Source organism: Gordonia rhizosphera NBRC 16068 (genome assembly GCF_000298195.1).
In the GTDB taxonomy this organism is placed as follows: Bacteria; Actinomycetota; Actinomycetes; order Mycobacteriales; family Mycobacteriaceae; genus Gordonia; species Gordonia rhizosphera.
Window position 1 is genome coordinate 36,349 of the sequence record NZ_BAHC01000191.1, and the last position, 15,176, is coordinate 51,524.

The window sequence follows — 15,176 nt, forward strand, 5'->3', positions numbered from 1 at the left end:
ACAGTGAAAGTTCGAAACATCTTGTCGCACAACACTTTCGTACTCGAGACCCGCGTGGTGGCGGAGATGTGCGCATGACCATCGCGGTGACCCGACTCAATCTCGATTCTTTCGAGTCGTTGCCTGCGCACACTCGGCGCTGTGTCTTCTGGGAAGTGGATCCCTCCCCCGCAGCGCGCACCACCGAGGCAGCGATTTTCGGTGAGTTCGACGTGTTCGAAAGTGAGTTCGACAAAGAGGCCTGGATCTCGGCCCTGCTTCTCGAGTGGGGCACCTGCGGGCAGGTCGCGGTGGACGGACAGACCGGACACATCGTCGGTACCGCCTTCTACGCACCGCCCGGTCGGGTGCCGCGTGCCCGCCTCTTCCCCACTTCGCCGGTGAGCGCCGACGCGGTGCTCTTGACCACGATCCACACCGAACCCGGCTTCGACGAGGCCGCCCCGATCCTGCTCGACAGTGTGGTGACCGATCTCGTTCGTCGTGGCGTCCGTGCGATCGAGGCCTTCGGGATCGTTCGAACACCCGCCGAGACAATGGGTTCCGGCGGGGACCAGTCGTCGCACTCCCCCTCCCCGCACGCCGGCGTGACGGAACTCGGTGCGCTGGAATCGATTTCAAGTGATCTGGCCGCCTGGTCGGACGACGCCATCATCGAGATCACCCGCGCCGTACACGACAGCCCTCAGGTGGGTCTGTGTACCGAATGCATCATGGACGCACACTTCTTGAAGGATTCGGGTTTCGACCTGGTGGCATCGCATGCCCGATTCCCGCGCTTCCGTCTGGAACTCGACGAGGGTCTCGGCTGGAAGCACGAAGTCGAGCACGCGCTCGAACAACTCGTGGTGATGGCTGCGCTCGATCTCGCCGGACGCGAACGCGCGGCCGGGGTTCCGGTGGGACGGCGTTCGACCTAAGACTGAGGGACTCGACCGGGGGCGCGCGACACGAGGTCTCGCGATCCCGGACACACGCGGTGCGATCACCGGCGGTGTCTGACGGGTGTGCTCCCCAGCCCTAGCCGGAAAGACGCTCTGCGGCAAGAAGATCCGCAAATGTATAGGTTCCGGTCGGACGATCGTTCTCGCCGAGCAGGTACAGCCGTTTGACCGCGACGAGAATCGCCTCCGCGATGACGTCACGTGCCTGCGGATCGTTGAGGAGCTCCCTGTCTCCGGGATTGGTGATGTAGCCGACATCGATGAGTGCCACCGGCATACGGGTGAGACGCAGGATGTCCCAGGTTCGCTCGTGGGTACGGCAGTCGGTCAGGTCTGTGCGCGCAACGATCTCACGCTGGATGAAGCCGGTGAGATTGCGTCCGATGGTCGAGAAGGATCCGTGTGAGGTGCCGAAGTAGAAGGACGCAACACCGTGTGCACTCCGATTCGGGTAGTGCGCGCAGCGCAACGCGATCGTCAGATCGGCATCCACGAGATTCGCGACTCGGGCGCGGTCCTCGTCGCTGGGGCGACCGTGTCCGTCGTGTGACAGGAATGTCTCCATGCCGGCGGCGGCCATCCGGCCCTCGAGTCGAGACGCGAGATCCCACAGCACGGCCGACTCGAGGTCGGCGGTGGCGCCGGTGGAGAACTCATGCAGTCCACCCGAACCGGGATCGATGAGGATGCGCTTGCCCGACAATTGCGGTCCGGAGCGGCGCACGTGCTCCTCCTCGCGGATGGCATGCGGTGATCCCCCGGTGACGCGGGTGCCCAGCCGGTCGAGCGAACGGAGCGTCGACGGGCCGCAGATTCCGTCGGCGGACAGGCCGTACTCGCTCTGGTAGAGGCACACCGCATTGTGTGTGGTCTCCCCGAAGGTGCCGTCGACCAGACCGGTGTAATAGCCGAGGTTCTGCAGCCGGGCCTGGAGCTTGGCCACATCGTCGCCGACCATCGGCGCCGACAGCCGGTACAGCAGGATACGGGTGCCGAGCTGGTAGGACGCCTCACGGAGTGCCCGGTAGGTGGCCGGACCGACGACACCGTCGACGATGAGCCCGCGTTCCTGCTGGAAGGCGCGGACCGCGCGGTCGCAGGCGTCGTCGAAAACGGCTTCGGGTGGTACCCATCGCGAGGTGGGATCGGGCAGAGCCGCGCCTGCGGGACGAGAGTCCAGCAGACCCAGCCCGACGAGCATGTTCCTGATCTCGGCGACAGCCGAACCACGATCCCCGAGTCGGAACAACGGCATCAGCAAACTCCTCGTGCAGGCGTCCGGTGGTGGTGGTGGGCACGTGTCAGCGTCGCACGTTCGGTGCTCACCACGCACCGCCGCAAACACCGAGCATTCTCTCAGGTCGTGACGGCACGACCAAATGATGGCGCCCCGGGAGGCGCCATCAAGCGTTCCGCGACGTGTCCGGTGGCCTGCCGCCGCCGATATCGTCGCAGGACAGAAGGGTCGCGGGTCGGAAGGGTCAGGCGGAGGTTCCGACGACGGTGCTCAGCTCGCGCAGCAGCGCCGCCTTTCCCTTGGCGCCGACGATCGTCTTGGTCGGCTTGCCGCCCTCGAACAGGATCATGGTCGGGATCGACATGATCTGGAAGTCACGCGCGACCGCCGGGTTCTCGTCGACATCGAGCTTCGCGACGGTCAACTTGTCGGCGTGGTCGCGGGCGATCTCCTCGAGAACCGGAGCCACCATGCGGCACGGACCGCACCAGGTGGCCCAGAAGTCGACCAGGACCGGCTTGTCCGATCCAAGGACCCGGTCCTTGAAGGTCTTGTCGGTCACGGCGACGGTGTTGGCTCCCATAGGTGTCCTCCTTGTGGACGTGTGGTGGGTCGAGAAGTACTGGTCGGAAGGATGCGAGCGGTAGATCAGGCGGGTGCGTCGACGATGGCGAACTCGCCCTCGAGTCCGGGCGTGATGTCGGTGTCGCCCTGCTCGGCCAGCCAGCGCTCGGCGTCGATCGCGGCGGCGCATCCGCTGCCCGCCGCGGTGATGGCCTGGCGGTAGGTGTGGTCGACCAGGTCGCCGGCGGCGAACACCCCGGGCAGCGAGGTGTAGGTGGTGCGGCCGTCGACCTGCACGTAGCCCTCGGGATCGAGATCGACCTGACCGTGCACCAGCGCGCTGCGCGGGTCGTGGCCGATGGCGACGAACATGCCGGTCACGTCGATGGTGCTGACCTCGCCGGAGGTGGTGTCGGTCAACTGCAGCCCGCTCACCGAGCCGTCCCCCAGGACACCGCTTACTGCGGCATTCGTTACGAACCGGATCTTGTCATTGGCACGTGCGCGTTCGAGCATGATCTTCGACGCACGGAACTCCTCACGACGATGCACAAGGGTCACGCTGCGCGCGAACTTGGTGAGGAAGGTGGCCTCCTCCATGGCCGAGTCCCCGCCGCCGACGACCGCGATGTCCTGGTCCTTGAAGAAGAACCCGTCGCATGTCGCGCAAGCGGACACGCCACGTCCGAGGAGGGTCTGCTCGTTTTCCACACCGAGGTAGCGGGCCGCGGCCCCCATGGCGAGAATGACGGCGCGGGAGCGGTACACCTCGCCACCGACCTCGACCTCCTTGACCGGACCGGTGAGGCGGACGGTGTCCACGTCCTCCATGCGCAGGTCCGCCCCGAACCGGATGGCCTGCTCGCGCATCTCGTCCATCAGCGCGGGACCCTGGATGCCGCCCTGGAAGCCGGGGAAGTTCTCGACCTCGGTGGTCGTCATCAGCGCGCCACCGAACTGGGTTCCTTCGAACACGATCGGTGCGAGCTCGGCCCGTGCCGCGTAGATGGCCGCGGTGTAGCCGGCGGGGCCCGATCCGATGATGATCAGGTCGTGGATCTGCTGGCTGTCTGGCTGGGTCATCGGTCCTCCGTGCTCGGCGGCGCGGGCGATCTCGAGGCCCCGCCATCTGTGTCTCGGCTGTCTCAACATCAGGGTAAGGGCAGATGTTCCCCACCGGTGCGCAGGTGCGAACTGCGCCACATCAGGCGAGCAGCGAGGTCACCTGCTGTTCATCCGCCGATCACGGTCCGGGCGATTAGCGATGGGGTGCCGGTGGTGCAGTCACGGCCCACGACCAGCGCGTCGAAGCGGCCGGCCACGCCGGTGGACAGCAGGATCACCACCACGTTCTCGCCGTGCAGGATGATCGGTCCCGACCCGAGAATGACCGTGACCGCGGGAACCCCGTTGGCGGCGGTGCACTGGCGCAGTGCGGCCTCGGAGGCGAACGGGGCCGGCTCGGTGTTTCCGAGGACCGACAACAGTTTGACGTGATCGGCACTGGTCACGAAGTCGGGCGACGACGTGGCGGGTTGCGCGATCATGGGCCCCTGCTCGGCGGGCGGTTGCAGCAGCGCCACGGAGACGCCGACGACCCCGATGATGGCCGCCGCGGCGCCCACTCCCCCCGCGGCCAGCCAGCGCACGCGGCGACGCGACCTCGACATGAGGCCGGTGACCCGTCCCTGTCCGGTGGACGTGACCTCGGCGCTGATCTGATCGAGCGTCGAGCGGGTCCGGGACGTGACCGCGGGCGGTACCGGGAGGAGCGGTACGTCCAGGGCCCCCAGGTCGGCGGTCGTGCGGTCGAGGGCCTCGAGGACCGCACGGGCGTCGGGATCCTCGTCGAGGCGCGCTCGGACATGGTCGGCGACATCGACGGGCAGGACGCCGGCATGCAGGTCGGCCAGCAGGTCCACATCGAAAGGGGGCATTGGGTAGCGGGACGCCGCGCTTCGGGTGTCGTCGTCTGCGCCCGGCGGGGTCATCGCTTCACTCTCCCACTACCTTCTCTGATCATCGGATTCGCTCTGATCTTCCGTTTGCTGCCGCTCTCGTCATCGTCTCTGCTCTGGGCTGTTCATGGGTAGGACGTGGTGGGTGCGGATCCGGTTCCACCGTGGCGTAGATCAATTCACCTGAATGATTGTCACGCGACACGGAGGTGTCCGAGGATCTGGGCGAGCCGCAGCCGCCCGCGCGAACATCGACTCTTCACGGTCCCGGTCGGTATGCCGAGTCGTTGCGCCGCCTCGCTCACCGACAGCCCTTCGACATCCACCGCGATCACCGCCGCACGCTGGTCGGGCGGCAACTCATCGAGGGCCCGTCCGATGGACACCGACAGATCCACGGCCGCCATCTGGTCGTGGCCGTCGGCCAGCGGGAGTACGTCGTACTCGGGGATCGCGACGGTCATCCGGGAGCGGTTGCGGCGGATCCGGTCGAGACACGCGTTCACGACGATCCGGTGCAGCCAACTGGTGACCTTCGCGTCCGACCGGAACTGTCCGGCCATCCGATGCGCGTTGAGCAGCGCATCCTGCAGCGCGTCGGCGGCGTCGTCGGGGTTTCCGCTGGTCCGACAGGCCAGTGACCACAGATAGGTGTGGTGGCGTGTGATGAGCGCGGCGAAGGCATCCGGGTCGCCCTGCACGTGGGCGCGCAGCAGGTCCTCGTCGCTGCGAGTGTCGACGTTGCCCCCGGTCATGCGAAAAAGGCTAGTAGACCTCGGCGGCCCGCGACGGAGGGATTCGCAGGTTGTGCACAGGGTTGCCCGGCGTCGGAAAGGCTGTGGACAGAAGCGATGTCGTTCGGACAGATGAATCCGTCCGGACGGCGGCGTCAGGTCAGCAACGGTCCGTGCGCGGCGACGAACAGCTCGACACAGGTGTCGAGGATGTCGTCGAGTTCGAAGAGGTCGGCCGCGGTCGACTCGTCCTCGGCCGCGAAGTGTCCGGACGTACTGGTGTACCAGTCGACCAGCAACTGGGTCACGGCGCCGACCAACCCGATCGCCGCGAGGCGCTGTCCACGTCGAGGCTCCTGCTCGCCCAGGACAACGGTGAGGATCAGATCGGCCCACCCATGGATCGCGGCCAACCGTTGCCGTTCCAGGTCGGCATTGACCCCGACCATCTCCACGAGCATGACGCGTGCCCGGTGCGGGTTGGCGGCCAGCGTGTGGATGAACGCGCCCAGTGAGGCGCGTGCGGCTTCCGGGACATCGGTCGTCCGTACGCCCTCTCCCCCGTCCGGTGCGACAAACTCGGCGGCCGCGCGCAGCGTCGCGGTTCGGGCGAACTCGACACAGTCGTCATAGACGGCGGCGAGCAGCGCCGACCGATCGTCGAACGACTCGTAGAAGTAGCGCTGCGTCAGCCCGGAGTGGTCGCAGAGCCGTTTGATCGACACGTTGGCGAATCCTTCGGAGCCGAAGAGTTCGAGCCCGGCGGTGACGAACTCGGCACGACGCCGATCGCGGCGCTCGTCGGCGGCGGCTCCCGCGTAACGGCGGCCGTCGGTAGTCGTCATCGGAGGAGGTCCTCGCTGGTCGGGAGCGGACGGATGCTTTACACACTGTATCTGACACGCTACCGTGTCAGAAACAGCATCTGACTCTCTTTCGTGTCAGATGGTGGGAACGAGTCACAGGAGACCGGTCATGTTCGACTTCCTTCCCGAGGCGATGCGCGAACCCACCGTGCTCGCCATCCCGTTCTTCGTCACGATGGTGGCGCTGGAGTGGATCGCCGCGTGGCGACTCGAACATGTCGAGAGCGACCGCCCATCGGAGCGCGACCGCTCCCTGCCGACGACGCCCGGCGCGTACAACGCTCGCGATTCCCGCACGAGCGTCCTGATGGGCCTGGTCTCCATCATGACCAGCGCCGGGTGGAAACTGCTTGCACTGCTTGGCTATTCGGCGATCTTCGCGTACCTGGCACCCTGGCACCTGTCCCCCGGCGCCTGGTACACCTGGGTGATCGCGTTCGTCGCCCTCGATTTCCTCTTCTACTGGGAGCACCGGATCGCGCACCGGGTGCGGCTGGTCTGGGCCACCCATCAGGCACACCACTCCAGCGAGTATTTCAATTTCACCACGGCGCTGCGCCAGAAGTGGAACAACAGTGCGGGAATCGTGATGTGGCTGCCGCTCCCCCTGCTCGGCGTGCCGCCTGCCCTGGTGTTCGCCGTCTACTCACTGAACCTGATCTACCAGTTCTGGATTCACACCGAGCACATCGAAAGGCTTTGGGCACCAATCGAATTCGTGTTCAACACACCGTCCCATCATCGGGTGCATCATGGCAGCGATGCCGACTATCTGGACCGCAACTACGGAGGGACCTTCATCGTCTGGGACCGCCTGTTCGGCACCTTCGCGGCCGAGACCCGTCGGCCCACCTACGGACTCACCAAACCTGTTGATACATACAACATCTGGCGACTTCAGACATACGAGTACGTCAACATCGCGCGCGACGTCCGGGCGGCGAGGGGTCTGCGCGCGCGGTTGGGTTACGTGTTCGGTCCGCCGGGGTGGGCGCCTGCCGGACCGCAGTCCGACGAGTGGGTGCAGTGGCGCCGGCCACGTGGTCTGGATCTGGACAAGCTCGGTCCGGCCGATACGCCACTCGGCTAGTACCCGGCAGGCGAGGAAGCTCCCGTTGGTACGCCACTCGACCAGCGGGGCGGGGGAGGGTCGGCGTGCACCGGTCGGTCGACGGGTGCGTCAGCTGGTCATGGTGATCTGCCCGATCTGGGCCTGATAACCGTTGGCGGTCTGCGGCAGTGACGTGATCCAGACCATGAGATAACCGGTGGTCTCGGGGTCATCGATGGCGATGGTCGTGGACCGCTGCACGGTGCCGTTGGCAACCTCGACAGTCTGGTCGAGCGACGACGGTGTCGCGGTCGGAGAGGTGCGGATCGACACGGCGAAGCCGGGGGTGGGCGACGTGACGGACACGGTCTTCACCGACATCTCGCCACCGAGGTCGAACATCAGTCCGAGGCCGTCCTTGAGTCCACCGAACTGCGCGGACCCGCGGTAGACGTCCGTGCTCCAGGCGGGGTTGGCCCCGCTGATGACGTTGGACAGGTTCGCGGCGCTGTCGGGCGGCTGGCCCGAGAAGTCGACGAGGGTGACGCCCGTCAGCGCGATCGGCCCGGAGGCTGCAGGGGCGGGGCCCGGGGCCGCAGACGGGGGAGCCGAGGTGGTGGTGATGATCGAGTCGATGTTGCCGGTCTCGCCGCTGGAACCGAACAGGTTGGTGGCCCACACGATGACGGCGAACACGACGAACAGCGTGAACAGTCCGGCACCCACCAGCAGTGCCAGGTTGCGCCGACCGGTCCTGGCCCGCTCTTCGGCCGATCCCATCGCGATCGGCGGCTCATCGGTCTTCACCACCGGCAGCATGTCGGTGTTGAGATCGATGACGGTGGCCTGGTCGAGCACGTGCTGCACGGTCCCGGCGGTGCGGATGCCGCGGTGCCCGTCGAGGGCGCGGGCGGCGACGGCCGAGATCTCGAACGGGATGTCGGGTTTGGCGAGGCGCGGTTCGATCGGCTGCTCATCGTCGCCGGGGTCCGCGATCGGCAGACCGCCGACGGGTTCGGTGGTGTCGTCGGTGGTGACCAGCGTCGAGCCGGTCGCACCGTCGAGCGGCCAGCGGGCCAGCAGCAGCGCGTAGAGCACCGCTCCCAGGCCGCGCACGTCGGAGGACTTGTCGTCGCCGGCGAGAGTGCCGGGGAAGGCGAGCACGGCGTTGCCGTCGGCACTGATGCGGATCCGGTCGGGATGGTCGATCGAGAGCGCACCGCCCGACCGGTGGGTGATCTCAGCGGCTGCGGCGAGTGCGCGGACCGCGCGGGCCGCGCCGATGGGGGAGGGTTCGCTGCGCGCGACGTCGGCCAGCGACGAGCCGGGCACCCACTCGGAGACCACGATGCCGCCCGACGAACCACGCACCACGTCGAGGACACGCGCGATACCCGACGACGACACCTGACCCAGCCGCAGAGTGCGGGACAGGACCGCCTGCGGGCCCTCGTCGGAGGCCTTGACCGACTCACCGCGCTGCAGCGGCGGGGCGAGCTGGTCGGCGTCGACGAAGGTCAGCGCGACCTCGCGGTCGAGGTTGGTGTCGAGGGCCCGCCAGAACTGCAGGCCCCGAGTGCCGCCGTGATGGTCGAGCAACCGGTACCGGCCGCCGGCCACCGCTGCGCCGGGCACCAGCCGCGGACCGCGTGACCGCGGCGCGGGTGTGGGTGCGGCCGGGGTGCTGCGGGGCACGTCGGGGTGACTACCGCCGCTCTGCGGGCCGCGAGGCGGCTCCTTGCGGGAGTCGACGGAGACCGAGCCGCCGTCGCTCATCGTGCGGTCGGGGATGACCTCGGTGTCCTGAGTGGGGCCCATGTCACTCTCACTCACGCGCCGAGCTCCTCTCCTGCGATATCGCATGTCGCCGGGTGGCTGAGCCCGCAGCCCACCGTCGTAGGTAGGTGCGGCTCCCCCGGTATGAATCGAGTACGACTGCCATGTGGCCGTGCCCCGGTCGAACCGCCGGAGCACTTGTACTTGACCAGAATACGGGAGCGATTCGTCGGTCGGGATCCGCGGAAACGGAACCGTGATCGACGGTGCCGAATCTGTGACCGTGTCGGCGGGCGGGGCCAGGGCGGGGATGAACCGACCGAGCATGCGGCGCAGCGTCATCGCGATCGAAACCACGTCGGGTACCTTCGCCGCGGCCAGGCCGGCGTAAGTGACGCAGAGCACAACCATGGCGGTCAGGAGAAGGTAGATCAGCGACCCGATCTTGCCGAATCCGGTTTGCAGATTGTGCAATCCGGACAACTCGGAGACGATCCACACCGCAGCCGCGACGCCGACCGAGACGGCGATGGTCACCACAGTGGTCCGGGTGACGTCGACCAGCTTCGCGTTGTGCAGCCGGGAACGCAGCAGGTAATGCCCGACGACGGCCCCGACGAGATAGCCGAGCCCGTTGGACAGCGCGAGCCAGCGGACCACCAGCGCCGGATCGGAGAACAGGACCGGGCCGAGATAGGACGACGCCACCTTGACCACGGTGATGCCGAGCACCATCACCGTGGGCGTCCACGCGTCCTGCCGTGCGTAGAACACGCGCAGCTGGACCAGTGTCATCGCGTAGGGGATCAGGGTGAACGCGCCCCACGCCAGCACCGAACCGAGCTGTGAGGCGGTGTGGGCGTCGAACTTGCCGAAGTCGAACACGGCGACGCCGATCGCCGGACCGAAGAAGGTCATGTAGGCGACCGTCGGGACCAACGCGACCATCGTCAGGCGCGTCGCGAGCGACAGGTCGTCGATGACCGCCTTGTCGTCGTCGGCGGCCGCGTTGCGCGACAGCCGGGGCATGATCGCGGTCAGGATCGTGACGCCGAGCACGCCGTAGGGCAACTGCAGCAGCTGCCAGTGGGTGGCGTAGACGCTGATACCGGCGGCGCTCACCGACGCGGCGATGCGGTAGGTGATCACCAGACCGATCTGCAAGATCACGACGTAGGTCACGATCGCGAGCGCCATATTGCCGAAGCGGCGCAGCCGGGCGTCGATACCCCACTGCAGGCGCAGGTGCACGCCCGATCGCTTGAGCCAGGGGACCAGGATCATCGCCTGCACGACGACACCCAGCGTGGTGCCGATGCCGAGCACCAGCAGCTGCGGGTCGGTCATCCGGACCGGATTGAGGCTGATCTCGCCCGGCATCGCGGCGTAGAGCAACAGCGTCGCGATCTGCACGATGTTGTTGAGCACCGGCGCCCAGGCGCCGGGTTTGAAGAACCCCTTCATGTTCAGGATCGCCATGAACAGGGCCGACAACCCGTAGAAGAGGATCTCGGGGAGCAGCAGATAGGCCAGTGCCGTGGTCAGGTCGCGGTTGACGTCACCGTTGCCGACGTTGAGGAAGGTGAGCAGCGGCGCCGCGATGAGGGCGATGATCGTCGCGGTGCCCAGCATCGCCACCGTCAGGGTGAAGATGCGGTTGATGAACGCGCGCCCGCCGTCGTCGTCCTCGGCCTCGGCGCGGACCAGCACCGGGATCACGATCGCGGTCAGCACGGCGCCGAGGACGACCTCGGCGATCATGTTCGGCAGCACGTAGGCGGCCTGGAACGCCGACGCGATCGCCGGTCCGAGCATCGCCAGCACCAACACGGTGCGGATGAACCCGGTGATTCGGCTGGTCAGGGTCGCCACCGCGATCGAACCACTGGTGCGCAGGATGCTGCGGTCGGAGTCGCGGGCGAGACCGGTCGGCGACCCCTCGGCCTCGCCGGCGTCGGTCAGGGTGTCGCCGCGTTGCTGCTCGCGTACCTCGGCCGGCGAAATCCGGCGCGGCGCTGCGCGGTGCGGTTCGCGTGGTCCCTTACTGCTCATGTCCTGTCTCGGTCGCCGCCGTCGGTGGCCGGGCGCGGCGGGTGGTCGGGCGCCGGTGGCGCGGTGTCGTGGTGTTCGCCGTGCATCTCCTGATGCAGGGTACGGCGGCGTTGCTGGTAGGTGGCCCCGGCCAGCAGCCGGTCGTGTTCGTCCGGATCGGGCCTGTCCACGTCGGCGGGGTCGGGCTGACCACGGAAACGATGCCAGAGACGGCGCGCGGTGAGCAGCACCAGTACCACCGCCGCCGCGATCGTGATCCAGAACAACGACTTGCCGTAGGCATTCGAGTGCACCGACAGCCGGACCGGCGAACCGAGGGGGACGCCGCTGGAACTGGTCAACCCGAGGGTCACGGTCATCGCCTCGGAGGTGCCGGCGCGGGTGGGCAGCTGGATCTGCCTCGTACCGCGGGCCGGGATCTCGAAGACCCCGATGTCGCCGACGTCGAGATCGTTGGGGGCGGTCGCGTACACCCGCACCCGGATCGGAAGGGACAGGTCGTTGCGGACGACGAGTAGCAGCGGGCTGCGTTCGGAGGCGAGCGTGTAACGCCCACCCGGGTCGAGCAGGGTGACGGCGTCGGTCATGCGTTGCAGGGTCGATCCGACGGTCGCGATCCGGTCGGCCCGCTGCTGGGTGAGGTCGGCGCGCACGGCCGCCGACGATTCGTCCGGGGTCCGGATGGCCCGGAGCAGATCCTCTCGCAGCGGCGCGATGTAGCGCTCGGGTGTGGCGGCCACGTCGGCGGCCTGCACGAGCGAGGCCTGCAGCTGATAGGACAGGTCGGCCTGCTGGCCGATCGTGGTGGCGACCGGATCGCTGACCGACTGCGCGAGCTGCGGTAGCGGTGCCACGTCGGGCGGTGCCACGAGACGCGCGGGTTCGGCGGCGGTGCGCAGGCGTGTCACCAGGTCACCGAGGGGGGCGGGGTCGGCGACTCCCGATTCGAGCAGCAGGGTGGCGGTGTTGAACAGCGCGTTCGTGTCGTCGGTGGACGGCGCCCAATAGGTGGGCGGGACGATGAAGGCGCTGCGCCCCGCGGTGGGCAGTGGTGCGGGCGAGGAGCCTGCCGCAGCCGGTGCGGGTGCGGCGATCGCCGGGTACGCGAGGGAGGCGACCGCCGCCTGGCGGCGGGCCAGTGCGGACTCGTCGTCGAGGGTGACCTGCTGGTCGGGCGGTGTCAGCGGGGGCGTCGTCGGCGCCTCGCCCAGCGCCGCCAGCGCGGCGGTGATCGGCATCTCGGTGGTCTGCACCCCGACAGTCCCGATGCGGTAGTCGCCGCCGGCGACGGTGCGGGTGGCGGCGACGCTGTTCGTCGAGGTGACCGCGGTGCCGACGGCTGCATCAGTGAGGACGCCGGCGCCGGTGTCGTCGACGGCGCCCAGTGCCGGCACGGCGATGTCGCGGATGCTGTGCACACCGAGGATCGCGTCCACGATGTCGGCCGGTGCGGCGAGTGCGGCGGTGGTGAGGCCGACATTGTCGATACGGGCCAGCGACGTCAGATCCGCCTGGGCGAAGGGCAGCGCGACAACGCACAGCTGAGCGGCCAGTTCACGCAGCTCGGTCAGCCACTGCAGCGCGGCGGACTGGCCGGTACCCGGGGTGGTCGCGGATGTCGGATCGAACGGGTTCGAGGCCACTTCGTACCCCAGGGACATCGCGCGCACCGTCACCAGCAGGTCGGGGTCGATGGCCAGGCACATGCTCTGCTGTAGGCGGGACGGCTGGCGGGCCGGTGACGACGACGCAGCGGAATCGCCTTCCGCCGTCGAGGTGGCAGCTGAATCCGGGCCGGATGGTGGCGCCGGCGATCCTCCGGTGCCGCTTGTCGCGGGTGGGGTGGTCGACGGCAACGCATCGTCGGCGGTGGTGTCGCCGACGACGGACCGGGCGGCCGCGAGCAGTGTGTGCAGCCGTCCCCCCGCGGCCAGGGATTGGGCGAGGTCGTCGCCGACGAGCCGGATGGGCTCGGTATTGCCGCCGAGGACCCCGGCCGCGAGCTGCGGTGGTGCGGCCAGCGGCCACAGCAACGTGAGGGCCGCGGGACTGGACAGGTTGGCCGAGACCGACCCGTCCGGACCGAGCCGGGTGTTGCCGGCCGCGCCGTCATCGGCGCTCGGGTTCACGTAGTCGCCGGCCCGGACCCGGTCGGGCGGCAGCGACAACACCGGGAGCAGGGTGCGCGACTCCGCGAGTTTGGCGAGATTGCCGTAGTCGGGCAGGCCGTTGATGTTGACCTGCATGGGGTACACGCCGGTGCGCTGGATGCCGAGGCCACCGGTCCCCGACAGCGGGGCGGTGACACGGAACGGCGCCGATTGTCCGGGGGAGAGGTCGGCGGCGAACTCCCGGAACGGGGTCGCGACGCTGACCGGCTCGGGCAGAACCGCCAGGCTGCTGCGCAGTTCGTCGGCGTCGGTGACCGCGTCGCCGCGCTCGAGTCGGATGGTGAGATCGTGCAGCATCCGGTCACCGACGTTGTGGACCTCGCCGGTCACCGTCACTTCCCCGGCGCCGCCGCTGGTGACCACCGACGGGGTCAGCGACTCGATGGTCATGCTGAGGAATCGGTCGGGGACCGATCCGTCCGCGGTACCCACGGCGTCGGGAGCCGCTGCCGCAGGGCTCGCGGTGAGCAGGCAGATCAGCAGGGTGGCCAGCAACGCGGCGTAGGTCCGGGCGGATTTTTTCACGCACGTCTGGGGTCGGTCCGCCCGACCGTCACGCATCGCCGCCCGAGGAGCGCCGCGGACGGCGCCGACGCCGACGGGACCGCGCGGGTGCGGGCGGTTCGTTGCGGCGCTGGTTGCGGGCGGCTGCGGCTCTCTCATAGGCGTTCGGTTCGGTGCGAATGCTCTCGGCCTCGGATCGGGCCAGGCGGTTCGGGTCGGCGGCGAGATCGGCGATGACGCCGCGGGCCATCCGGGCCAGTCGCCGCTCGTCAGAGTACGTGAGCTTGCGGGGAAGCTCCTGCAGCGGCACCCAGGCGACCTCGCTGACCTCGTAGTCCTCATCCGACAGCTCGCCACCGACGCTACGCAGCAGATAGTGGTGCACGGTCTTGTGAATGCGGCGGCCCTCGCTGACGAACCAGTAGTCGATCTTGCCGAGCGGCGCCACCACGGTGCCGTGGATGCCGGTTTCCTCGGCGACCTCACGGATCGCGGTCTGCTCGGCGGTCTCGCCGGTCTCGATGTGGCCCTTGGGCAGCGACCACATCATTCGGCCACGTCGATCCATCCGCCCGATGAGGGCGGCGACGAGTTCCTCGACAGGCAGGTCGAGATCGGAGATGACCAACCCACCGGCCGACGTCTCCCGGACCGTACGCAGACGCTCCTGCGGCCGTTCGGGGCGGTTGGCCCCACGACGGCCCTTCTTGGCCTTGGTCGTCGCCGCGCTCTCGGTGCTCACCGTCTGGGTCAGGCCGGTCTTGGTGATCTTCGCGGTCACGGAGACGAGATCGGAGGGCTTGGGTGCCGAGACCCGGGTGTGCGTCGGCTGCGGCTCATCCTCGACGATGGCGACGTGCTCGGGATCCATGCGTATCGGGCGGGGCCCGGGTTTCGGGACATCCCGACGTTCGGGTGGCGGGGGCGGATCGCTGTCGGAACCGAGCCGCGCGGCCGAGGCGCCCGACTGTGCAGGGTTCGGCGGCATCCGCCCACGGCGGCGTCGACCCCGGCGGCCGCGTCGCGTGGGCGCGGCGGATTCCTCCGGCGTCGGAGCGCTCGGGGCGGCGCGGTGTGCGCCGTTGCGGGCGAGATCGGCGGGCGTGATCCGGTGCTTCTCGGCGGGCTCCGGCGAGGCGCGCGTCACCTCCGACGGGCCACGTCCACCGGCCGCGACGTCGGGAGAGACGTCAGTGGGGTCGGTGGACGGATCGGCGGACACGCTCTCGATGCTAGCCGTTGGTCACCTGCCGTTTGCCTTGATGGGCCGTGGGGATGTGCATAGGTATCGTGCGGCGACGCCGTCTCGGGCTTCGATC

The 15,176-nt window shown here is 68.5% G+C and carries 11 protein-coding genes; 2 read left to right on the forward strand and 9 right to left on the reverse strand.

Annotated features, from left to right (window positions below):
- The first annotated feature begins 74 nt into the window (after positions 1-74).
- Positions 75-920, forward strand: coding sequence for a hypothetical protein (locus tag GORHZ_RS23215; RefSeq protein WP_006337462.1), 846 nt, complete (start codon positions 75-77; stop codon positions 918-920).
- Between the two features lie 100 nt (positions 921-1,020).
- On the opposite strand, the gene GORHZ_RS23220 is transcribed toward GORHZ_RS23215, so the two are convergent.
- From GORHZ_RS23220 to GORHZ_RS23245, 6 genes are all read right to left on the reverse strand, one after another.
- Positions 1,021-2,199 (reverse strand): N-acetylmuramoyl-L-alanine amidase, encoded by a 1,179-nt coding sequence (locus GORHZ_RS23220; protein ID WP_006337463.1) that lies wholly within the window; start codon positions 2,197-2,199, stop codon positions 1,021-1,023.
- Between the two features lie 226 nt (positions 2,200-2,425).
- Positions 2,426-2,764 carry a thioredoxin gene (trxA, locus tag GORHZ_RS23225; protein ID WP_006337464.1) on the reverse strand — a complete coding sequence of 113 codons (339 nt, stop codon included), beginning with the start codon at positions 2,762-2,764 and terminating at the stop codon, positions 2,426-2,428.
- 65 nt (positions 2,765-2,829) lie between these two features.
- The gene (gene trxB / locus GORHZ_RS23230) at positions 2,830-3,828 is read right to left on the reverse strand and encodes a thioredoxin-disulfide reductase (RefSeq protein ID WP_006337465.1); all 999 of its coding nucleotides are present in this window, start codon (positions 3,826-3,828) and stop codon (positions 2,830-2,832) included.
- Between the two features lie 149 nt (positions 3,829-3,977).
- The gene (locus tag GORHZ_RS23235) at positions 3,978-4,736 is read right to left on the reverse strand and encodes an anti-sigma factor family protein (protein ID WP_006337466.1); all 759 of its coding nucleotides are present in this window, start codon (positions 4,734-4,736) and stop codon (positions 3,978-3,980) included.
- A 161-nt stretch (positions 4,737-4,897) separates the two neighbouring features.
- Complete coding sequence (gene sigM / locus GORHZ_RS23240) at positions 4,898-5,458, reverse strand: RNA polymerase sigma factor SigM (protein ID WP_006337467.1); 561 nt, start codon at positions 5,456-5,458, stop codon at positions 4,898-4,900.
- A 134-nt stretch (positions 5,459-5,592) separates the two neighbouring features.
- Positions 5,593-6,282 (reverse strand): TetR/AcrR family transcriptional regulator, encoded by a 690-nt coding sequence (locus GORHZ_RS23245; RefSeq protein WP_006337468.1) that lies wholly within the window; start codon positions 6,280-6,282, stop codon positions 5,593-5,595.
- Positions 6,283-6,412: 130 nt separating this feature from the next.
- On the opposite strand from GORHZ_RS23245, the gene GORHZ_RS23250 reads away from it, so the two are divergent.
- Complete coding sequence (locus tag GORHZ_RS23250; RefSeq protein WP_006337469.1) at positions 6,413-7,393, forward strand: sterol desaturase family protein; 981 nt, start codon at positions 6,413-6,415, stop codon at positions 7,391-7,393.
- Between the two features lie 90 nt (positions 7,394-7,483).
- Here the strand turns inward: GORHZ_RS23250 and murJ are convergent, their stop codons facing one another.
- From murJ to GORHZ_RS23265, 3 genes are read right to left on the reverse strand one after another with little or no spacing between them, the layout of a single operon-like run.
- On the reverse strand, positions 7,484-11,182 hold the full coding sequence (gene murJ, locus GORHZ_RS23255; protein ID WP_006337470.1) for a murein biosynthesis integral membrane protein MurJ: 3,699 nt from the start codon (positions 11,180-11,182) through the stop codon (positions 7,484-7,486).
- Positions 11,179-13,914 carry a DUF6049 family protein gene (locus tag GORHZ_RS23260; protein ID WP_373279629.1) on the reverse strand — a complete coding sequence of 912 codons (2,736 nt, stop codon included), beginning with the start codon at positions 13,912-13,914 and terminating at the stop codon, positions 11,179-11,181. Before GORHZ_RS23260 ends, murJ begins: the two co-directional genes overlap by 4 nt.
- Complete coding sequence (locus tag GORHZ_RS23265; RefSeq protein WP_006337472.1) at positions 13,907-15,079, reverse strand: NUDIX hydrolase; 1,173 nt, start codon at positions 15,077-15,079, stop codon at positions 13,907-13,909. Before GORHZ_RS23265 ends, GORHZ_RS23260 begins: the two co-directional genes overlap by 8 nt.
- Between the last annotated feature and the right edge of the window lie 97 nt (positions 15,080-15,176).